18 protein-coding genes are annotated in these 20,947 nt (G+C 74.3%); 12 read left to right on the top strand and 6 right to left on the bottom strand.

Features of this window, described 5'->3' with window-relative positions; genetic code table 11:
* Window positions 1-21: 21 nt before the first annotated feature.
* Window positions 22-1,503 (bottom strand): SpoIIE family protein phosphatase, encoded by a 1,482-nt coding sequence (locus AB0398_RS29505; RefSeq protein ID WP_366378695.1) that lies wholly within the window; start codon window positions 1,501-1,503, stop codon window positions 22-24.
* Window positions 1,504-1,864: 361 nt separating this feature from the next.
* Here AB0398_RS29505 and AB0398_RS29500 point away from each other — a divergent pair, with 361 nt between their 5' ends.
* On the top strand, window positions 1,865-3,643 hold the full coding sequence (locus AB0398_RS29500; protein WP_366378694.1) for an NlpC/P60 family protein: 1,779 nt from the start codon (window positions 1,865-1,867) through the stop codon (window positions 3,641-3,643).
* 62 nt (window positions 3,644-3,705) lie between these two features.
* Window positions 3,706-4,236, top strand: a complete 531-nt coding sequence (locus AB0398_RS29495) for a GNAT family N-acetyltransferase (protein ID WP_366378693.1) — start codon at window positions 3,706-3,708, stop codon at window positions 4,234-4,236.
* A 25-nt stretch (window positions 4,237-4,261) separates the two neighbouring features.
* Here AB0398_RS29495 and AB0398_RS29490 read toward each other — a convergent pair whose 3' ends face one another.
* Window positions 4,262-4,846, bottom strand: coding sequence for a YdeI/OmpD-associated family protein (locus AB0398_RS29490; protein WP_366378692.1), 585 nt, complete (start codon window positions 4,844-4,846; stop codon window positions 4,262-4,264).
* Window positions 4,847-4,933: 87 nt separating this feature from the next.
* Between AB0398_RS29490 and AB0398_RS29485 the strand changes: the two genes are divergently transcribed.
* Window positions 4,934-5,848: a PfkB family carbohydrate kinase gene (locus AB0398_RS29485; protein ID WP_366378691.1), complete on the top strand. Its 915-nt coding sequence runs from the start codon at window positions 4,934-4,936 to the stop codon at window positions 5,846-5,848.
* 69 nt (window positions 5,849-5,917) lie between these two features.
* On the opposite strand, the gene AB0398_RS29480 is transcribed toward AB0398_RS29485, so the two are convergent.
* Both AB0398_RS29480 and AB0398_RS29475 read right to left on the bottom strand, forming a co-directional pair.
* On the bottom strand, window positions 5,918-6,274 hold the full coding sequence (locus tag AB0398_RS29480; protein ID WP_366378690.1) for a DUF805 domain-containing protein: 357 nt from the start codon (window positions 6,272-6,274) through the stop codon (window positions 5,918-5,920).
* A 202-nt stretch (window positions 6,275-6,476) separates the two neighbouring features.
* Window positions 6,477-6,836, bottom strand: a complete 360-nt coding sequence (locus tag AB0398_RS29475) for an SPW repeat protein (protein WP_366378689.1) — start codon at window positions 6,834-6,836, stop codon at window positions 6,477-6,479.
* A gap of 329 nt (window positions 6,837-7,165) precedes the next feature.
* Here AB0398_RS29475 and AB0398_RS29470 point away from each other — a divergent pair, with 329 nt between their 5' ends.
* Complete coding sequence (locus AB0398_RS29470) at window positions 7,166-7,531, top strand: cupin domain-containing protein (protein ID WP_366378688.1); 366 nt, start codon at window positions 7,166-7,168, stop codon at window positions 7,529-7,531.
* On the opposite strand, the gene AB0398_RS29465 is transcribed toward AB0398_RS29470, so the two are convergent.
* Together AB0398_RS29465 and AB0398_RS29460 are read right to left on the bottom strand one after the other, a co-directional pair.
* Window positions 7,513-8,988, bottom strand: coding sequence for a sulfatase-like hydrolase/transferase (locus AB0398_RS29465; protein ID WP_366378687.1), 1,476 nt, complete (start codon window positions 8,986-8,988; stop codon window positions 7,513-7,515). The two genes, AB0398_RS29470 and AB0398_RS29465, sit on opposite strands and share 19 nt — an antisense overlap.
* A complete protein-coding gene (locus AB0398_RS29460) occupies window positions 8,985-9,992 on the bottom strand; it encodes a TauD/TfdA family dioxygenase (RefSeq protein ID WP_366378686.1) in 1,008 nt (335 codons plus the stop codon). The genes AB0398_RS29465 and AB0398_RS29460 overlap by 4 nt, the downstream gene beginning before the upstream one ends.
* A gap of 504 nt (window positions 9,993-10,496) precedes the next feature.
* Between AB0398_RS29460 and AB0398_RS29455 the strand changes: the two genes are divergently transcribed.
* The 8 genes from AB0398_RS29455 to AB0398_RS29420 all read left to right on the top strand — a co-directional run bounded on the left by AB0398_RS29455 (window position 10,497) and on the right by AB0398_RS29420 (window position 20,894).
* Entirely contained in the window at window positions 10,497-11,729 is a 1,233-nt protein-coding gene (locus AB0398_RS29455; protein ID WP_366378685.1) for an ROK family protein, read from the top strand.
* 76 nt (window positions 11,730-11,805) lie between these two features.
* Window positions 11,806-11,877 carry a putative leader peptide gene (locus AB0398_RS29450; protein ID WP_313896399.1) on the top strand — a complete coding sequence of 24 codons (72 nt, stop codon included), beginning with the start codon at window positions 11,806-11,808 and terminating at the stop codon, window positions 11,875-11,877.
* 377 nt (window positions 11,878-12,254) lie between these two features.
* A complete protein-coding gene (locus AB0398_RS29445) occupies window positions 12,255-13,853 on the top strand; it encodes an ABC transporter substrate-binding protein (protein ID WP_366378684.1) in 1,599 nt (532 codons plus the stop codon).
* Window position 13,854: 1 nt separating this feature from the next.
* Entirely contained in the window at window positions 13,855-14,799 is a 945-nt protein-coding gene (locus AB0398_RS29440; RefSeq protein WP_366378683.1) for an ABC transporter permease, read from the top strand.
* A gap of 5 nt (window positions 14,800-14,804) precedes the next feature.
* Window positions 14,805-15,662 carry an ABC transporter permease gene (locus AB0398_RS29435; protein WP_366378682.1) on the top strand — a complete coding sequence of 286 codons (858 nt, stop codon included), beginning with the start codon at window positions 14,805-14,807 and terminating at the stop codon, window positions 15,660-15,662.
* On the top strand, window positions 15,659-17,593 hold the full coding sequence (locus tag AB0398_RS29430) for an ABC transporter ATP-binding protein (RefSeq protein ID WP_366378681.1): 1,935 nt from the start codon (window positions 15,659-15,661) through the stop codon (window positions 17,591-17,593). Before AB0398_RS29435 ends, AB0398_RS29430 begins: the two co-directional genes overlap by 4 nt.
* Window positions 17,594-17,730: 137 nt before the next feature.
* A complete protein-coding gene (locus tag AB0398_RS29425) occupies window positions 17,731-18,555 on the top strand; it encodes a formylglycine-generating enzyme family protein (protein WP_366378716.1) in 825 nt (274 codons plus the stop codon).
* Window positions 18,552-20,894 carry an arylsulfatase gene (locus AB0398_RS29420; RefSeq protein WP_366378680.1) on the top strand — a complete coding sequence of 781 codons (2,343 nt, stop codon included), beginning with the start codon at window positions 18,552-18,554 and terminating at the stop codon, window positions 20,892-20,894. The genes AB0398_RS29425 and AB0398_RS29420 overlap by 4 nt, the downstream gene beginning before the upstream one ends.
* Window positions 20,895-20,947: the final 53 nt, after the last annotated feature.

The following is a 20,947-nucleotide window of genomic DNA, read 5'->3' as shown; positions in this document are numbered from 1 at the left end:
GAACCGCGGTCGCCGGGCGGCTCAGTGGCCGACCCGGACCACCATCACGCAGGCGTCGTCCTCGCGCGACTCCTCGCCGAACTCCTCCACCACCATCCGTACGCCCTCCTGCGCGTCCCGCGCCCCGGCGAGCCGGGGGCCGAGGGCGAGCAGTCGCCGTGCGCCCGTGTCGTCGTCGTGCGCGGCACCGCCGCCTCGGGTCAGCCCGTCGGTGTGCAGGACGAGCAGGTCGCCCGGGAGCAGCCGGGTCTCGGCCTCGTCGTACGCGGCGCCGGTCGTCGCCCCGAGGAGGACGCCCTCGGGCCGCCGCAGGGCGCGCCCCGTCCCGTCGCGGAAGAGCAGCGGGGCGGGGTGGCCGGCCTGCGCCCAGGTCAGGGTCTGGGCGACGGGGTCGTACCGGCAGCACATCGCGCTGCCCAGCGCGGGCTGTACGGAGGTCTCCAGGAGCTGGTTGAGGTGGCCCATCAGGGCGGCGGGACGGATGCCGGCGACGGCCATGCCGCGCAGCGCGCCGAGGAGCATCGCCATCGAGGAGGTCGCGGCGACCCCGTGGCCGGTCAGGTCGCCGACGGTCAGCAGGGCGTCCCCGTCCGGCAGCGCGAGCGCGTCGTACCAGTCGCCGCCGATCAGTCCGGTGCTGGCGGCCGGGAGGTAGTGCGCGGCCACATCGAGCGGGGCCGGTCCCTCGTGGGCGAAGTGCAGCGAGCCGTGCCACGGCGGCAGGACCGCCTCCTGGAGTTCGACGGCGACCCGGCGCTCGGTGCGCTCGATGTCCCGGCTGCGCTCCAGGCCGGCCCGGCTCTCCCTGACCGCCCGCTGGCTGCGCCGCAGTTCGCTGACGTCGCGGACGACGGCCCACATGGAGGCGGTGCAGCCGTCGGAGTCGAGGACGGGCTCGCCCGTCATGTGGACGGTGCGCACCCGGCCGTCGGTCCGTACGATCCGGAACTCGCCGTCGATCGGCTTCCCGTCGATCAGACAGTCCGTCACCATCCCCTGGAGGAGGGGCTGGTCCTCGGCGAAGACCATCGTGGGCATCTCGTCGAGCGACAGCGGGCCGCTCTCCCGGGTGCGGCCGAAGATCCGGTACAGCTCCTCGGTCCAGCTCACCTCGTCGGTGAGCAGGTTCCACTCGGCGCTGCCGACCCGCGAGAGCAGCGCGCCGGTGCGCGTCGGGGCGGCCTGGCCGTAGGCGGTGCCGGGGTCGGTCGCGAACCCGGTGTCGGGGACGGCCTCTCCGCCGGCCTCCGCCCCCGGCGGGACCTCCACCGGGACGCCCGCCCGGAGCTGGCCCAACTGGGCGCCAAGATCGTCGAGTTGGTGCACGGCGAGGTCGCACAGGGCACGCTGCCACCGCTGCTGCGGGTCGTCCTCGTTCGCCACGGCGTCCCGGCGGACGGCGTCGACGTCGCCGCGCAGGCGGCGGGTCTGCGAGATCAGCGCGTCCACCGCACCCGGCACCGGCGGCTGGGCGGGGCGGTCCGCGAACAGAGGGGACGGCATGTCGTACTCCGATACAGGCGCGGCACGGCCACGTGTGAGGGGAAGGCCCGCATACGACTGTCGCACAGCCCGGGACGGCTCGTAAGAGGTTTGGCAACACTCGATCCGGTGGTGCTCCTGGCATATGTCAAAGGCCCGACGGCTATCGGCCACGAAGGGGCCCTCCATGGCGGAAGACGGTCGGTGGCCGCGGAAACGCGCTGGTGGGACGTGGGCGGGGGAGGAGCGGGACGGACGGGGCAAAGGTTCGAAGCGTGCGGAAGCGTGTACGAGTCCGGTCGAGGAGAGGACGATCGGCCCCACCCCGGCTTTTCGGCACCCGGTCGCGGACCGCCTCCCGGCCGTCCGGATGATGGCTCCCATGACTCACACCTCCCACGGCGGCGGCACCTCCCGGCGCACCCTGCTGACCGCGCTGACCGCCACCGCGGCCGCCGTTCCCCTCGCCTCGCTGGCCGCGACCCCGGCCCGCGCCGCGCAGGCGGCTGCTCCCGCCGCCGCCCCGACCGGCGCCGCGCTCCCGGCCGGCCTCGGCGGCCCCCGTTCCGCCGTGACCGTCGCCCCTCTCGGCGCCGACTGGTTCACCTCCGTGACCCTCGGCGCGCTCGACACCGCCGTACTGCCCGGCACCCCGGCCCGCACCGAGGTCACCTCCGGCGGCAGACGCGTCGCGCTCCTGACGCACGGCGCCCGCACGGTGGTCCTCCCGGGTCCCGAGCGCACCTTCACCGAGGACAAGAGACCCTTCGTCGACGACTTCCGGCGCACCCTGCCGGACCCGGCCCTCCCGGAGGCCGACCGCGTGTACTGGGGCACGGCGCCCGGCGGTGGCGGCTGGACCACCCTCGGCGGTCCGGCCGACGACTACGCGGTCACCCCCGGCGCCGGCGTCATCAACCTGACCACGGACTACGCGAGCCGCCACGCCAGCGTCCGCGACGGCGAGATCACCGACGTCGACGTGCGCGCGACGGCCTCGTTCGACAAGGTGCCCACCGGCCAGGCGTGTTCGTACGCCCTGTCCTTCGGCTACCAGGACACCCGCAACAACTACCGGGCCCGGCTGTCGTTCACGACCTCGGGCGCGGTCGAGCTCCGCGTCGAGAAGGAGGTCGCCGACACCGTCACGCAGCTGGCGCCGGCCGTCCCCCTGGCCACCGGGGTCGCCGCCGGCACCGCGTGGACCGTACGGGTCCGCCGCGAGGGCACCGGGATCAGGGCCAAGGCCTGGCGCACGGCCGGCGCCGAGCCCGCCGCCTGGACCGTCGAGGCCGACGACGCCACCTTCGGCAAGGGCCGGGTGGGACTGCGCGCCCTCGCCAACGACGGCTGCACCAACCTGCCGGTCAGGCTGACCGTGAGCCGCTTCGAGGTGACCGCCGCGACCTGGGAGGCCCCGCCGACCGTCACCCACGGCGACTGGGTGCGCGTCCTGGACCGGCCGTTCGACGGCACGTGGACCCCGGACCTCGAGGCGCGCGTCCGGGCCTGGGCCGGTTCGACCGCACCCGACGTGCTCGCCTGCGCGGCGATGTTCCTGCCGGGCGGCCCGGCCGTGACCGCGGGGGCCGGTCCCGCGGCGGGCCGCCAGGTCCTCGGCCGGGCCGGCTACGGCAACCTCGACCCGCGGGGCAACCGCTACGAGGGCGCCGACTTCCACGAGTACATGAACCTCGGCTGGACCTTCCCGGACGGCACGTACACCGGTCCGTCGAGCGCGCAGGTCGGCAACCTGGACTGCTCCGGCTACACCCGGATGGTCTTCGGCCACCACCACGGCGTCCCCCTGGCGGCCGGGGCGGACACCTCCGGGACCCGGCTGCCCCGCAAGTCCCGCGACATGGCGGACCACGCGCCGGGCGTCCGCGTCGACCGGACGGCCGGCGGCGCCCCGCCGGCCGCGGCCCAGCTCCAGCCGGGCGACCTGGTCCTCTTCAACGCCGACTCGGGCGACGACGGCCAGACCGCCGCGGTCGACCACGTCGGCGTCTACCTGGGCAGGGACACGAACGGGAAGCGCCGCTTCCTCTCCAGCCGCAAGACCTGCAACGGACCGACCATGGCCGACCTGGGCGGAGCCTCCACCCTGGACGGCACGGGCACGTACGCCGTCAAGCTCCACACCGTGCACCGCCTCTGACACGGCGGACCGGGGCCCGGGGCCGCTCCGCGCCGGGCCGGACGGGCTGAGAGGATGGACCGGTGCCCACCTCAGAGAGCCCGGCCCGGGCCCCGGTCCCGGCGGCGCGGCCGCTCCGCACCGAGCGGCTGCTGCTGCGGCCCGTCCGCGCCGGCGACCTGCCGGCCGTGACGCGGCTGTGGACCGATCCCGACGTACGGCGCCACCTCGGCGGCCCCGTCACCGAACCCGTCATCCGCATCCGGCAGCGGCGGATCGTCGGAGCACCCGGCTTCCACGCCGTGATCCGCGCCGAGGACGGCGTCCTCCTCGGGCTCGTCACGGTGCAGGACGGCGGACGGGACGGAGAGACGGAGGTCTCCTACCAGTTCCTGCCCGAGCACTGGGGACACGGCTACGCGCGCGAGGCGGTCGGCGCGGCCGTCGCGCGGGCCCTGGAGAGCACGCCGAGCGTGGTCGCGGTCACCCAGGAGGCCAACCACCGCTCCCGTGGGCTCCTGGAGGCCGTCGGCCTGGAGCACGCGGAGTCCTTCGTGGAGTGGGACGCCCACCAGGTGCTCTACCGGCGGCGCCGGGACGACCGGGCCGCCTGAACCCCTCCGCGCCGCCCGCCGTTTCTCACCGCGGCCGCCCGCCCGCCGCCAGCGCCGCCACCGCCCGCTCCAGCCGCGCCGCCCTCGTCCCGGCGGTGCGGGCCTGCCAGAGGCTCAGGATCACCAGGTAGCGGTCCGTCCTGCCCAGGGCCTCGAAGGCCGCCGCGGCGCGCGGCTCGGCCGCCAGGGCCGCCGCGAGGTCGTCCGGGACGGTCGCGTCCTTCTGGGAGGGGTACGCGGCCTCCCACCGCCCGTCCGCCCGCGCCGCCCGCACCTCGGCGAGGCCCGGCTCGCGCATCCGGCCGGCGGCGGTCAGCTCCTCGACCTGCCGCACGTTGACCTGGGACCAGAGGCTCCGGGGCCGGCGCGGGGTGATCTTCTGGAGGTAGCACCGCTCGTCGCGCGCCATGCGCTTGCCGGTGATCCACCCGTAGGCGAGCGTGGCGTCCAGGATCTCCCCGGCCGTCGGCGAGGCCAGGTCCGCGCCCTTGCGGGCGAGCAGCAGCCAGATGCCCGGGGTGTCGCCGTGGTGGCTCTCCAGCCAGTCCTCCAGCTCCTTTCCACCGCCGAACGACACGACCGCGAGTCCCTCGACCGTCTCTGTCTCCACCCGAACCTCCCCACGACAGGACCTGGACGGTGACACGATACGGTCGGCGGCCGGGACGCCCGCTCCCGCTCCGAGGAGATCCGACCCATGTCCTTCCTGGTGATCGGCGAGTGCGTCGCCGACATCGTCCGCGCGCCCGGCGCCGCCGACCGCGTCCACCCCGGCGGCAGCCCCGCCAACGTCGCGTACGGACTCGCCCGCCTCGGCCGGGACGTCACCCTGCTCACCCAGCTCGCCGACGACCCCGCCGGGCACCTGATCGGCGCCCATCTGAAGGGCGCGGGCGTACGGGTGGAGACCGGCGGCCACCCCGGGCGCACCCCGTCGGCGGTCGTGGGCCTCGACGCGGAGGGCCGGGCCGCGTACGCCTTCGACATCGCCTGGACGCTGGAGGCCGGAGCGCTGCCCGCGCGGGCGCCCGCCCATGTGCACATCGGCTCGATCGCGGCCGTCACCGCTCCCGGCGCGGCGGCCGTCCTGGCCGGGGCCGAGCGGTTCCGCGACCGGGCCACGGTCAGCTACGACCCCAACGTGCGGCCCGAGCTGATGGGGGAACACGCCCCGGCCGTCGCCCGGGTCGAACGCTGCGTCGCCCTCGCCGACCTGGTCAAGGCGAGCGACGAGGACCTGGCCTGGCTGTATCCGGGGGAGGAGCCGGAGGCGGTCGCCGCCCGCTGGCTGGCCCTCGGCCCGGCCGTCGTCCTGGTCACCCGGGGCGCGGCCGGCTCCTTCGCCGTCACGCGGCACCACACGGTCGCCGCCGGGGCGCCCCCGGTCGACGTCGTCGACACCGTCGGCGCGGGCGACTCCTTCATGTCCGCCGTCCTGGACGCGCTGGCCGCGCGGGACCGGGCGGCCCTCGGCGCCCTCTCCGCCGGTGAGTTGGCCGAACTGCTCGCGCGGGCCGGGGCGGCGGCGGCCGTGACCGTCTCCCGGGCCGGGGCCCACCCGCCCGACCGGGCCGAACTGGACGCGGCCCGCCGGGATCCGGCCGGGGCGTGACACGGCCGTGGCCCCCGGAGGAATCCTCCGGGGGCCACGGGCATGTGTGGTGCTTCGGCGCGGGGACCGTCAGTAGGCCGGGGCCAGCTTCGGGTTCGGGCCGTACGCGTTCTGCTGCTGCTCGCCCTCGAGGCAGTTGAAGACCAGCAGGGTGATGCCGCCGACGATCGGGACTATGCCGAACAGGAGCCACCAGCCGGAACGGCCGGTGTCGTGCAGGCGGCGGACGGACACGCCGAGGGAGGGCAGGAAGACGGCCAGGGCGTAGATGCCGTACAGCAGCGGGAAGGTGCCGAGCAGCGAGTCGACGGTCGCGAGGACGGCGATCGCGATCACGTTGAAAAGCGCGAACATCCAGAATTCCTTGCGGCGCGCTCGGCCGCTGAACACCGCGTACTTCTTGAGAACGTCGAGGTACCAGTTCACTTTGTCCCCCCAAGGACTGGGTATGCGAGCGGGAGAGCCTGTCCCTGTGGAGCAAGCTTTACGCAGAACTTAGGTGGCCGAAACCGCGTGGGTCAATTCGTTACCGTGTGGATGCGGTTCGCCCGTGGGGGACGGCGAACGGCGGCACCTCCTGGGAGTTGAGGTGCCGCCGTTCCGGACGGGGTCGGGGAGGATCCGGAGATCACGTCCTCCGCTTGCTCATCAGCAGTCCGCCGGCCGTGAGGGCGAACAGGCAGACGCACGCCCCGGTGATGACGTTGTTGAGGATCATGCCCGTGTCGGGGCCCCGCGTGACCACCCACGGCGAGACGATCAGCCACGCACCGAGCAGCAGGACCACGAAGTTCAGGTCCTGCGACCGCTCCGGGACCATCGACATGCACAGGCCGAGGACCGCGATGCCGATGCCGACGACCAGGTTGCTGATGGCGAGTTCCGGTCGTGCCGCGGCGAAGTGGACCGTCCACGCCGAGATCGCGGTGTAGATCCCGGCGAGGATCACGAGTTCCTCGACCGCCGCCACACCTCGGGTCTGGAGCATACGGGCGTATCGGTCCCGCATTTCCGGTGCGTCGGGGTGTCCCGAGATATCACCGTGGCGATGAGAGACGTCGGCCATGTGACTCGCCTCCTTCTGGCGTCTTGCATGTCGGGCCGCGCTTGCGGCGCATTGCGCCGCTGTTTCATTGTGCTCTTATCTGGCCTTTATGTGTAGTTCTGTCCCCTGGGGGATGTGTACAGAATTCGCACTGCGGATGTGCTGGGTTCCGCCAAAGGGAATCGACCGTTCGGCAAGCGGCCGGCCTGCGGAGAACGGCGTAGCCTGGAAGGGAACTCGGGGAACCGACCTTTCAGCGCCGGGAGCGGACGATGACCGGCATCGTGCGGAGAAGCTTCGATTCAGCCGACGAGACCCGTCCCTTCGAGGACGGCAAGGGCAGGCTCGACCTGCTGACCGACGAGCGCGGCCCGGTCGGCCGCGCCGTGTTCGAACCGGGCTGGCGGTGGACCGAACACGTCGGGCCGATCGCGGGCACCGACAGCTGTCGGGCCGCCCACGTCGGGTACGTCGTCAGCGGCCGGTTGAAGGTCGTCATGGACGACGGCGAGACCGAGGAGTTCGGACCGGGCGACTTCATGAAGGTCGAGCCCGGTCACGACGCGTGGGTCCTCGACGACGAGCCGTGCGTGGTCCTCGACTGGTCGGGCTTCGGCGACTACGCCAAGCCTGCCTGACCTGCCTGACCTGCCTGACCTGCCTGACCCGTGGTCGCGCGTCTCAGTGGTGCCCGAACCTCACCCCCCTCCCACGGCACCCGCCCGTGCGGGAAGGAGTCCGGGCTCCGCTGGGGGAGCGAGCGCGGCTCGGCCGGTTCGACCGCCGGCTCCGTCCCCTCCACCCGCAGCAGCCACCCGGCCAGCGCCTCCCGCAGCCCGTCGGCCACCTCCCGGTGCGAGGCGAGCCCCACCAGGTTCTCCAGCTCGTACGGGTCGGAGTCCAGGTCGTACAGCTCCGTCTCCCGGTAGCGGTCGGCCGCCGTCTCGCGCCAGGCGTCGGTCCCGGGCGGCGCCGACACCACGTACTTCCACCGCTCGGTCCGTACGGCCCGGCCCACCTGGTCCTCGCTGATCTGGACGAAGACCGACTCCGGCCGGCCCGGGTCCGTCCCGCCGCCGACCAGCGGCAGCAGCGACCGGCCCTGCACCCCCTCGGGCACGTCGAGCCCCACCGCCTTGACCAGCGTCGGCATCAGGTCGGCCGTGGACACCGGCCGCCGGACCAGCCCGCCGCCCCGGAAGCCGGGACCGGTCAGGGCCCACGGCACCCGCACCGAGGAGTCGTGCGCGGACCGCTTGTACTCGGAGTTCCGCGTACGGAAGTGGGAGCCGTGGTCGGCGGTCCAGGCGAGGACCGTGTCGTCCTCGACGCCCAGGGAGCGCAGCGCGTCCCGGAGCCGGCCCACGCCCTCGTCCACCCGCCTGACCTGCCCCAGATAGCCGCCGAGGTGCCGGTGCGCGCCGCCGTGCGGGGCGCCGGGGCTCAGCGCGGCGAGGTCGGGCGGCAGCCAGCGGCCCTCGTACCGCTCCCGGTACCCGGCGGGGGCCGGGTAGTCGTCCGTGGGGTTCTGGTGGTGCGGTTCGAGCAGCGAGAGGAAGAGCAGGAACGGCCGGTCGTGGTGGTCGGCGACGAACCGGATCGCCGCGTCCACCAGGGCGTCCGAGCGGTAGCCCGGCAGCCGGACCGGCTCGCCCTCCTCGTCGTGCACCACCGTGCGGTACGCGTCCGAGGTGAACTCCAGCCGGTCCGAGGCCAGCCAGTGGGCGTAGCCGCCCCGGAGCCCGGGCGGCACGGGGCCGTCCGGGTTCTCCTCGCCGGCCAGGTGCCACTTGCCGATGTAACCGGTCGCGTACCCCGCCGCGCCGAGGACCGAGGCGAGGGTGGGGACGTCCTCCGGCAGCGGGAGGCCGTTGCGGAAGACCCCGGTGGAGGTCGGCCAGCGGCCGGTCTGGAGCGCCGAACGGGCCGGCGCGCAGACCGGGTTGGGGGTGATCGCCCGCTCGATCAGCGTGCCCTCGCGGGCCATCCGGTCGAACTCGGGGGTCACCCCCGCCGGGTTGCCGTGGACGCCCGCGGTGTCCCACCGCTGCTGGTCGGTGAGGACCACGATCACCCGGGGCGGGACTCCCGTCATGCGGCGGAGGTCTCCGCCACGCCGGCCGCCGCATCGGCCGTCGCGTCCGCCGCCGAGGCGCCGGAGGCGATGCCGAACGCCGGGTCCGGCACCGACTCGGGCGCGAGCAGCACCGAGGAGCGCCCGTCCACGCCGACGGGCACGTCGCCGTCGATGGTCACCCGGCGCAGCTTGCGGTCGTGCTCGTCGGAGTCGTCCACGCCGTAGTGCTGGGTGGCGCGGTTGTCCCAGATGGCGACGTCGCCGACCTGCCACTGCCAGCGGACGGTGTTCTCCGGGCGCTCGACATGCCGCTGGAGGAGGGAGAACAGGTCCCGCGAGTCGGCGCCCGTCAGACCGCTGATCCGCTGGACGAAGTTGCCGATCAGCAGGGTCCGCTCGCCGGTCTCCGGGTGGACCCGTACGACCGGGTGCTCGGTCAGGAACTTGGTGGAGGAGAAGATCTCGCGGAAGCGCGCGAGCTGCTCGGGCAGGATGCCGGGGCGCAGGGCCGCGTAGTCGTAGTCGTTGGAGTGCACCGCGCGCAGGCTGTCGGCCAGCGCCCGCAGCGGCTCGGGGAGGTTCTCGTACGCGGTCGCCGTGTTCGCCCACAGAGTGTTGCCGCCGTACGGCGGGACGACGACCGCGCGCAGGATCGAGAAGGCCGGGTAGGCCGGGACGAAGGTGACGTCGGTGTGCCACTGGTTGGCCCGGCCGCCGAAGTCCGAGTCGATCGGCAGCGAGTAGCGGCCGTCGGCGGAGGGGACGGTGGGGTGGGCGACGGGCGTGCCGAGGAGGCGGCCGAAGGCCTCGTGGGCCTCCTCGTCCAGGTGGTCCTGGCCGCGGAAGAAGACGACCTTGTGCGCCAGGAGCGCGGCGCGGATCCCGGCGACGGTCTCGGCGGGCAGGTCGCCGCCGAGGCGGACGCCGGAGATGACGGCGCCGAGGCGCCCGCCGACCTTCCGGACGGTGATCCCCTGGTCGGTGTCCTGCCGGACGTCGGGAGAGGTGGTGGCGGTCGCCATGGCGGGTCCTTTCGGAGGTCCGGGTGAACAGGCCCGGAGGAATTAATCTCGGAGCGGAAGTAATGAACCGACGGAGAGGCCGGACCGGAGGCGTATGCCCACCGGGCCCGGGAGCGGGGTGAAGAGCCCGGTGCGGTACGGAGCGGGTCCGGCGGCGGCCGGGTCACGGGAGCGGAGCCGGCGAACCGGTCACGCGGAGGGTCGCGAGGGTCAGACGCCGGAGACGGCGGGACAGGAGGAGGTCGCGAACATGTCCCGGAGCCTCGCAGCGCCCGCCGCCGCCCGTCAAGCGCCCGTCCGCTCCCCGAACCGCCGCCCCCGGTGGTTGAATCGGCGCCTGCCCGGTGCCGCCGGCCCGCCCTCCCGCACCCCGCCGGACACCCCTTGACCAGCGATGATCCCCTCCCGTCCGGCGGACGCGGCCGGTTCCGTACGGCAGGCGGCGGCCGTACCGGCGGGCGTACGGGATTTCACACCGCCGCAACAGTGACCAGAGAGGCACCCATGACCACGACCAGCCCGCACGGCCCCCGGATGGCGGGCGACGGCAGGCGCGAGGCGAACGCCGCCACCGTCCTGCGGACCGTCCTCGACCACGGGCCCGTCGCCCGCAGCGCCGTCGCCCGGCTCTCCGGGCTCAGCCCCGCCGCCGTCTCCCGCCAGGCCACCGACCTCACCCGGCTCGGCCTCCTGCGCGAACTGCCCGAACTCGCCGGCGGCGGGGGAGTGGGGCGGCCCCAGATCCCCGTCGACCTGCACATCGGCGCCGGTGGAGGACCCGTCGTCGGCGGCGTCCACCTCGGCGTCCCCGGCTCGACCTTCGCCCTGGTCGACCTGCGCGGCCGGGTCCTGGCCCGCCACACCCACGCGCACGGGGGCATCGCACCGGACGACCTGCCTGGGGAACTCGCCCGCGAGCTGCGCGGCTTCCTCGACGAGCACACCCGGAGCCGGCCCCTGCTCGGGGTCGGCGCCGCGATCGGCGGCTGGGTGGACCCCGCCGAAGGGACGGTGGTCCGCCACGACGCCCTCGGCTGGCGCCGCAGACCGCTCGCCGCCGAACTCGCCCGGGGCCTCGGCGGACGTACCGTGCGCCTGGACAACCACGCCCGTTCCATCGCCCAGTCGGAGATCCTCTTCGGCCGTCCCGCCGCCCGCCGCAGCCTCGTGCACCTCTTCGTCGGCAACGTCGTCGACGCGGCCGTCGGGCTCGCGGGGGTCGTGCACCAGGGGCCCGGGGCGGCGGCCGGCGACGTGGCGCACCTGCCCGTCCCCGACTCCACGGTCCCCTGCTCCTGCGGGCGTTCGGGCTGCCTGGAGGCGACCGCGTCGAACACCGCCCTCGGACGGACCGCCGTGCGCCGCGGCATCGTGCCCGAGCCCGACACCTCCCTCGTGGTGGACGCGGCGGCGGCCGGGGACCGGCGCGCCGACCGGCTGCTGCGCGAACGGGCCCGCGCGGTCGGCCGCGCGGTGGCGCTCCTGCTCGACGTCCTCAACCCCGACCTGGTCGTGGTGACCGAGCAGGCCAGCGTCATCGAACCGGAGTACCTGGAGGAGATCCGGGGCGCCGCGATCGACCTCTCGCACGTCTGCGGAGACCCCGAACGCATCGTCAGTCCACATGCCGGACCGGCCACACTGCCCGTCGCGGCGGGCACGGTTCTCCTGAATCCCCTGTTCAGAAGGCCTCTTGAGACCCTCGAAGAGCTTCTGCCCACAGGGGAGGGAGAGTGATTCCGTCTCGGAATGCGGTCAACGCCGGTTGACCGCTCCGCGAAGCCGCTGTCATATTGCTCCCGTGAATCCGGACATGCGCCTCATCTCCCGCAGGCACGTCGACCTCTGTCGACAGGCCAGCGCGGTCTGTGCCGTCCGCGCCTGACCCCGGCGCCGGTCGTCGCACCGGCCACGCCCCTCCCGCACCGGCCCCGCCGGACCCGGGCCGCCCGCCGCACCCCCGTCGCCGACGGCCGGCGAGCGCCCCGACGCTCCGGCCGCCGACCGGTCGCACCGCCACGGCTCCGTGACGCGAAGGCCCCGAAGCCTCCTCCGCGGCTCCGTGGCACGAAGGTCCCGGAGCCCGCGGCTCCGTGACCCCCGGCTCCCCGCCACCGCACCCCTTCGCCGCCCGTAGCCGGTCCCGCGCACCTCCGTACCCGGCTCCGCGCACCCTCGTACCCCTTCGTAGTTCTTTCCTTCCGCAGCGGAAACAATTCCGCGCGCCCTGCGGACCTCCACCCCTTTCACAGGCAGGCACCGATGACCGAGCTGCACCCCACCACGCCCACCGCCCTCTCCCGGCGCACCACCCTGCGCGCCGCGGGCGGCGGCACCCTGCTGCTCGGGCTCGGCCTGGCGGGCTGCCGTTCGGCGGTCTCCGAGGCCGGACCCGAGGCGGCCGGCGCCGAGGCGGCGGCGAAGCCCCGGCGCGGCGGCACCCTCAGCGTCGCCGTCAACTCGGACTTCACGCCCAGCCTGCTCTTCGCCCAGAGCAGCCAGTCGCTCCAGCAGCGCCTGGTCTACAACACCCTCATCCGCTACGACGACCGACTGACGCCGCAGCCGGAGCTCGCCACCTCCTGGGAGTACGCCGAGGACGGCCGCGGCATCACCCTGAAGCTGCGCACCGGCGTCACCTACCACGACGGCCGGCCCTTCACCGCCGACGACGTGATCTTCGCCGTGAAGAACCTCCAGAACCCGCTGCGCGCCGCCCAGTTGAGGTCAACCGCCGCCGCGATCACCGGTTTCGAGAAGCGCGGCGACCACGAGCTCGCCCTCAAGCTCGCCCACCCGGTGAACAACCTGTTCGACCTCTTCGAGTTCATGATCATCACCGACCGGAACAGCGTCGAGGAAGCCGTCGCCGGCAAGAAGCTCAACGGCACCGGCCCCTTCAAGCTCACCAAGTGGAGCCCCGGCACCGGCCTCAGCCTCACCCGCAACGAGAAGTACTGGCAGCCCGACCGCCCCTACCTGGACGCCGTCGAGTTCCGCGTCATCTCCCAGGCCGACGCACTCCTCTCCTCCCTGCGCACCGGACAGACCCAGCTCTCCTACGGCGTCCCCGGCCGGAACCTCGCCACCCTCGCCGCCGATCCCGAACTCGTCATCAGCGAGTACGCCACCGGCGGCGGCGCCCACTACCTCGGCGTCAACACCACCGTCGCCCCGCTGAACGACAAGACCGTCCGGCAGGCCCTCGCGTGGGGCATCGACCGCGAACGGATCCTCAAGCAGGTCCTCGGCGGCTACGGACTCGCCTCCGCCACCCCCTGGCCCAAGTCCTCGCCCGCCTTCAGCGAGGCCGGCCGCACCCACTACACCTACGACCCGGGCAAGGCCCGCGAACTCCTCAAGTCCGCCGGCCACACCACCCTCGACCTGCCGCTCCTCCACATCAACCTGCCCGGCGACACCGCGGTGGCCGAGGCCGTCCAGTACGACCTCAAGCAGATCGGCGTCCGGGTCACCCTCGGACCCACCGACCCCGCCACCGCCCAGAAGAACCTCATCTCCCAGTCCATGCCCGGCCTCTGGACCATGAGCCACGGCTTCGCCCAGGTCCAGCCGTCCACCCTCGCCGTCAGCGCCTATCCCTTCAACGAGGCCAAGAACACCTCCAGGTTCCGCTCCGCCCACTACACCAAGGTCGTCCGCGACGCCTGGACCACCCCCGAGACCGGCGCCCGCGCCAACGCCCTGCGGCAGCAGATCACCGACACCCTCCTCGACGAGGCGTTCATCATCGACCTCGTCATCCGGGGCTCCGTCCAGGTCGCCGCCAAGAAGCTGCGCGGCGTCACCCTCAACAAGTTCACCTACCTCAACCTCGACGACGCCCACCTGGCGGGCTGAGATGCGCGGCTACCTGCTGCGGAGGCTCCCCTCCGCGCTCCTCGTCCTCCTCGTCGCCTCCTTCGTCGCCTTCGCCGTCCTCCGGCTCGTCCCCGGCGACCCGGCGGCCGTCCTCGCCGGACCCGACGCGAGCGCCGAGACCGAGGCCGCCATCCGGGCGCGCCTCGGCCTCGACGAACCCCTGCCCGCCCAGTACCTCCGCTGGCTCGGCGACCTCCTCACCGGTGACCTCGGACCGTCCTACGCGATCGGCGGACAGACCGCCGACCTCATCGGCGACGGACTCGGCGCCACCGTCGAACTCACCCTCGGCGCACTGCTGTTCGTCGTCGTCCTCGGCGCCGCCCTCGGCATCCTCGGCGCCACCTCCCGCAACCGCTGGGTGCGCACCGCCGTACGGGTCCTCACCACGGGAGCCCTCGCCGTGCCGCCCTTCGTCACCGGCGTCCTCCTCGTCCTCCTCTTCTCCGTCCTCCTCGGCGTCCTGCCCCCGGGCGGCCGCGTCCCCCTGCTCGCCGCACCCGACCTGGGCGTCCAGTACCTGCTGCTGCCCGCCCTCTGCCTCGCCCTGCCCAGCGCCGCCGTCCTCGGCCGCTACCTCAAGGACGGCATCGAACGCGCCCTCGGCGAGGACTACGTCCGCACCGCCACCGCCGCCGGCGTCGCCCCCCGCCGCCTGCTGTGGCGCCACGCCCTGCCGAACGCGCTCCCGCCCGTCGTCACCCTCCTCGGCATGCAGACCGGCAACCTCCTCGGCGGCGCCGTCCTCGTCGAGGCGATCTTCGCCTGGCCCGGCCTCGGCCAGCTCGCCGAACAGGCCCTGGTCCGCCGGGACTACCCCGTCGTCCAGGACCTCCTGCTCCTCCTCGTCACCGTCTTCGTCCTCGTCCAGCTCCTCACCGACCTCGTCCACGCCTGGCTCGACCCCCGGATCAGGTGGGAGTGACCGCCATGAGCACCCTCACGAAGGCCGCGCCGCCCCTCGCGCGCCGGCCGCGCCACCCCTACCGGGCCGCCCTCGCCACCGCGCGCGGCCGCACCGGACTCGCCCTCGTCGGCCTGGTCGTCCTCGCCGGACTCCTCGCCCCGCTCCTCTCCGGCCACGGCCCCACCGACCAGAGCGCCCTGACGCTCGCCGGACCCGGCACCCCCGGACACCCGCTCGGCACCGACGACCTCGGCCGCGACCTGCTGTCCCGGCTGCTCCACGGCATCCGCGCGGACCTCGGCATCATCGCGGTCTCCGTGCCGCTCGGCGCGCTCCTCGGCTGCCTCCTCGCCCTGGCCGCCGCCGCCCACCCGGTCGCCGACACCGTCGTCCAGCGCCTCTTCGACCTGGTCCTCGCCTTCCCCGGACTGATCCTGGCGCTCGCCATCACGGCCATCCTCGGCCCCGGCCGGCTGCCCGTGATCCTGGTGATCGCCCTGGCCGAGATCCCCGTCTTCGGACGGCTGCTGCGCACGGGCATCCTCGTCCAGCGCGGCCGGGAGTACGTGACGGCCGCCCGCGTCGGCGGCACCTCCGGCGGCCGGATCCTCACCCGGCACGTCCTGCCCAACGCCGCCGACCCGCTCGTCGTCCAGATCGCCGTCTCCCTCACCGTCGCCGTCTTCATCGAAGGCGCCATGAGCTTCCTCGGCGTCGGCGTCCGGCCGCCCGAACCCACCCTCGGCGCCGTCCTCAGCCAGTCCATGCCCTATCTGGCCCAGGCCCCGCACTTCGCCGCCGGACCGCTCGTGACCGTGACCGCGCTCGTCCTCGGCCTCTCCCTGGTCGCCGAGGCACTGAACCGGGAGATACGCCGATGACCACCCCTCCGCTCCTCGAAGTCCGGGGCCTGGACGTGGGGTTCACCACCCCCGACGGCCGGCCCCTGCACGCCGTGCGGGACGTCTCCTTCACGCTCCGCAGGGGCGAGACGCTCGCCGTCGTCGGCGAGTCCGGCTCCGGGAAGTCCACCACCGCCCTGGCCCTGCTCCGGATGCTCCCCGGCACCGGCCGGATCACCGGCGGCTCCGTCCTCCTCGACGGGGAGGACCTCGCCACGGCCACGGAGGACCGGCTGCGGGAGGTGCGCGGAGCCCGGATCGGCATGATCTTCCAGGACCCGATGACGGCCCTGAACCCCGTCCTCAGCATCGGCCGCCACCTCGACGAGGTGCTCAGGGCGCACGGCGACCGGGACCGCACGGGCGCGAACGGCACCGGCACCGGCACCGACGGGGCCGCCGACAGGCCCGCCCGCCCCGACAGGCCCGCCCGCCCCGGCAAGGCCGCCCGCCGCGCCCGCGCCCTCGAACTCCTGCGCCTCGTCGGCATCCCCGACCCCGAGCGCCGCCTCGACGACCACCCGCACCAGTTCTCCGGCGGCCAGCGCCAGCGCATCCTCATCGCCATGGCCCTCGCCGGCGAACCCGACGTCCTCCTCGCCGACGAGCCCACCACCGCCCTCGACGCCACCGTCCAGGACCAGATCCTCACCCTCCTCGGCGACCTCACCCGCACCACCGGCACCGCCCTCGTCCTCATCACCCACAACATGGGCGTGGTCGCCCGCGCCTGCGAACGGGTCCTCGTCATGTACGGCGGCACCGTCGTCGAGGACGGCCCCACCGCCGAGGTCCTCACCCGCCCCCGGCACCCCTACACGGCCGGCCTGCTCGCCGCCGTGCCCCGGCTCTCCGCGCCCTCCGGCACCCGTCTCACCGGCATCCCCGGCACTCCTCCCGACCTCTCCCTGCCCCTCGCCGGCTGCGCGTTCGCCGCCCGCTGCGCCCTCGCCGAGGACCACTGCCACACGACCGCGCCCCCGCTCGTCGCCCTCACCGGCACCGTCCGCGCGGCCTGCCTGCCCGCCGCCGAACGCGCCGAGCCGCTGCCGCCGCCCCCGCCGCCCGCCCGGATCGACCGGCCCGCGCCCGGCGCCGTCGTCCTGGCCGCCGAAGGGCTCCGCAAGACGTACCGGGGCCGGGGCCGCCGCACCTTCACCGCCCTCGACGACGTCTCCCTCACCCTCGCGGCGGGCGAGACCCTGGGCATCGTCGGGGAGTCCGGCTCCGGCAAGTCCACCCTCGCCCGGGTCCTCGCCCACGCCCACCCGTCCGACGGCGGCCGGATCCTCCTCGACGGAGAGGACGTCACCCGCCCCGGCCGCGCCGAGCTGCGCGCCGTGCGCCGCCGCGTCCAGATGGTCTTCCAGGACCCGTACGCCTCCCTCAACCCCCGCATGAGCGTGGGGGAGATCGTCGCCGAGCCGCTGCGGGCCTTCGGGACCGTCGCCCCGGCCGAGCGGGCCGACCGCGTCGCGGAGCTCCTGCGCCTCGTCGGCCTCGACCCGGCCGCCGCCGACCGGCACCCGCGCTCCTTCTCCGGCGGCCAGCGCCAGCGCGTCGGCATCGCCCGCGCGCTCGCCCCGGAGCCGTCCGTCCTCATCTGCGACGAACCCGTCTCGGCGCTCGACGTCTCCGTCCAGGCGCAGATCGTCGGCCTCCTCACCGACCTCCAGCGCGACCTGGGCCTCGCCCTCGTCTTCATCGCCCACGACCTGGCCGTGGTCCGCCAGGTCAGCCACCGCATCGCCGTGATGCACGAGGGCCGGATCGTGGAGACCGGCGCCGCCGACGAGCTGTGCGAGCGGCCCCGCGACCCCTACACCCGCGCGCTGCTCGCCGCCGCGCCGGAACCCGTACCGGTCACGGCCGCGCCCGTGCCCGCCACCGCCGGGGCGGTGTCCGCGTGAGCGCCTGCTGCACCCCCGGCCGCACCTGCGCGGGCGGGAGCGGCCACCCGGCCGCCGTCGAACTGCTCCCGCTGCCGACCGTACGGACCGCCCCGCCGCCCCAGCCCCTGCTCGAACTGGCGGGCGGCGCCTTCCGCATGGGCGACGCCTTCGGCGAGGGCTACCCCGCCGACCACGAGGGGCCCGCCCGGGAGGTGACCGTCGCCCCCTTCGCGATCGGCGCCACCGCCGTCACCAACGAGCAGTACGCGCGGTTCGTCGAAGCCACCGGACACCGCACCGATGCCGAACGCTTCGGCTCCTCCTTCGTCTTCCACCTCCTGCTCCACCCCGCCGCCGAGCGCCACGTCCTCGGCCGGGTCCCGCAGGCCCCCTGGTGGCTCGGCGTCGAGGGCGCCTCCTGGCACGCCCCGGAGGGCCCCGGCTCCGACCTCGAAGGCCGCGCCGACCACCCCGTCGTCCACATCTCGTACGACGACGCCCTCGCCTACTGCGCCTGGGCGGACGTCCGGCTGCCCACCGAGGCCGAGTGGGAGTACGCGGCGCGCGGCGGCCTCGACGGCGCCCGCTACCCGTGGGGCGACGACCTCACCCCGGACGGCCGGGAGAGGTGCAACACCTGGCTCGGGGACTTCCCGCACCGCTCCGACCGGCCCGGCGGACGCGTCGGCACCGTCCCGGTCACCGCGTACGAGCCCAACGGCCACGGCCTGTACAACACCTCCGGCAACGTCTGGGAGTGGTGCGCCGACGCCTTCGCCCCTGCCGACGCCTTCGACCCGACCGGTTCCGCGGAGACGGCCGAGCGCGTCATCCGCGGCGGCTCCTACCTCTGCCACTCCTCCTACTGCAACCGCTACCGGGTCGCCGCCCGCTCCCACAACACGCCCGACTCCTCGACCGGCCACGGCGGCTTCCGCGTCGCCCGCTCGCTCCTCCCGGAAGGACCCGCCCCCGCATGACCACCGGCACCCCCGGCGAAACCGCCCCGACCGCCCCCCGCCGCGACCCCTACGAGGGCTTCGCCGGACGCGTCGGCCGCACCTTCGCGGAGTCCGAACCCGCCTGGCCCGCCCGTACCGCACCGCCCGCCAAGGCCCCCAACATCGTCGTCGTCCTCGTCGACGACATGGGCTTCAGCGACATCGGCCCCTTCGGCTCCGAGATCCCCACCCCGGTCCTCGACGCCCTCGCCGACGACGGCGTGCGGCTCACCAACTACCACACCATGCCGCTCTGCTCGCCGGCCCGCGCCGCCCTGCTCACCGGCCTCAACCCGCACCGCGTCGGCTACGCCATGGTCGCCAACTCCGACCCCGGCTTCCCCGGCTACGGCATGGAGATCGCCGACGACATCCCCACCCTGGCCGAACTCCTCCACGACGCCGGCTACGCCACCTACGCCGTCGGCAAGTGGCACCTCGTCCGCGACTCCGCCTCCAACGCCGCCGACCACCGGGGCAACTGGCCGCTCCAGAAGGGCTTCGACCAGTACTACGGAGTCCTGGAGGGCCTCACCAGCCTCTTCCACCCGCACCAGCTCGTCCGGGACAACAGCCCGCTCGACATCGACGAGTTCCCCGACGACTACTACTACACCGACGACATCACCGACCAGGCGATCTCCATGGTGAAGTCGCTGCGCGCCCACGACCCCGACAAGCCCTTCTTCCTCTACCTCGCCCACAACGCCGTCCACGGCCCGCTCCAGGCCAGGGCCGAGGACATCGCCCGCCACCGGGGCCGCTACGACGAGGGCTGGGACGTCCTGCGCGAGCGCCGCTTCGCCGCCCAGCTCGCCGCCGGACTCTTCCCGCCCGGCACCGAACTCCCCGCCCGCAACAGCGAGGCCGGACTCGACGTGCCCGCCTGGGACTCCCTCACCGAGGAGCGACAGCGTCTCTACGCCCGCTACATGGAGGTGTACGCGGCCCTCGTCGACAACATCGACCAGAACCTCGGCCGGCTCACCGCCACCCTCGACGCGCTCGGCGAACTCGACAACACCATCGTCGTCTTCACCTCCGACAACGGCGGCACCGGCGAGGGCGGCGCGGAGGGCACCCGCTCCTACTTCAGCCGCTTCGTCCACCACCCCCGCCTCCCCGGCGACTGGAACCCCGACGTCGACCGCGACCCCGAGCTGATCGGCGGCCCCCGCAGCCTCGTCCACTACCCGCGCGGCTGGGGCATGGCCTCCAACACCCCCTTCCGCCTCTACAAGGGCCACACCTACGCCGGCGGCGTCCGCGTCCCCTTCGTCCTGTCCTGGCCGGAGGGCGTCCGCGACGGCCGCCTCGCCGCCGGGCTCCGTCCCCAGTACCAGTACGTCACCGACATCGCCCCCACCCTCCTCGAACTCGCCGGTCTCGCCCGGCCGGAGAGCCGCCGGGGCGTCCCCCTCCAGGAGCCGGACGGCGTCAGCTTCACCCCCGTCCTCGCCGACCCGGCCCACGACTCGACCCACCCCGAGCAGTACTGCGAGATGACCGGCAACCGCAGCCACTACCGCGACGGCCACAAGCTCGTCACCCTGCACCGCCCCGGCGCCCCCTACGACGACTCCGAGTGGGCCCTGTACGACATCAGGACCGACCCCACCGAGATCCACGACCTCGCCGCCGACCACCCCGACCTCGTCAAGGAGCTGTCGGCCGCCTGGGAGGACGCCGCCCGGCGCAACGGCGTCTTCCCGCTGCCCGACCACAGCGGCGCCCTCGCCCGCCGCAACCCCGCCGAGCAGCGCCTGACCCGCCCGCTCACGCTGCTGCCCGGCACCCCCGAGCTGGAGCGCTACCGCTCCTCCCGGCTCGTCTCCCTGCGCTCCTTCGAGATCGCCGTCGACATCGAGGAGACCGGCGACGGGGTCCTCGTCTCCCACGGCGACCAGGGCGGCGGCTACAGCCTGTACGTCGAGGACGGGCGCCTGGTCCTCGCGTACAACGAGTACGGCACCCTCCACGAGACCGACGCCGGACCCCTCGGCCCCGGCCCGCACGACGTCCGCGTCACCGCCACCGCCGAGGAGGGCCTGCGCTGGCGGTTCGCCGTCACCGTCGACGGCGAGCACCGGGCCGCACCCGACAGCGTCCACCAGCTGATCGGCATGGCCCCCTTCCAGGGCATCAGCGTCGGCGTCGACCGCAAGTCCCCCGTCTCCTGGCCGCTCCACGAACGCCACCGCTCCTTCCGCTTCACCGGCCGCCTCCGCTCCGTCACCTACCGGCCCGGCGCCCCCGGCCCCGATGCGCCCGAGACCGTCGCCGCCGCCCTGAAGGAGGCCGCCGCGGCCTTCGAGTAGGAGCCCGCCCCGTATCCGCCGACCCGGAAAACGCCTGGTCGGCGGGTACGGGG

Origin of the sequence: Streptomyces sp. NPDC086147 (genome assembly GCF_040702165.1) — a bacterium.
Lineage (GTDB): Bacteria > Actinomycetota > Actinomycetes > Streptomycetales > Streptomycetaceae > Streptomyces.
This window is presented reverse-complemented; position numbering and strand designations above follow the sequence as displayed.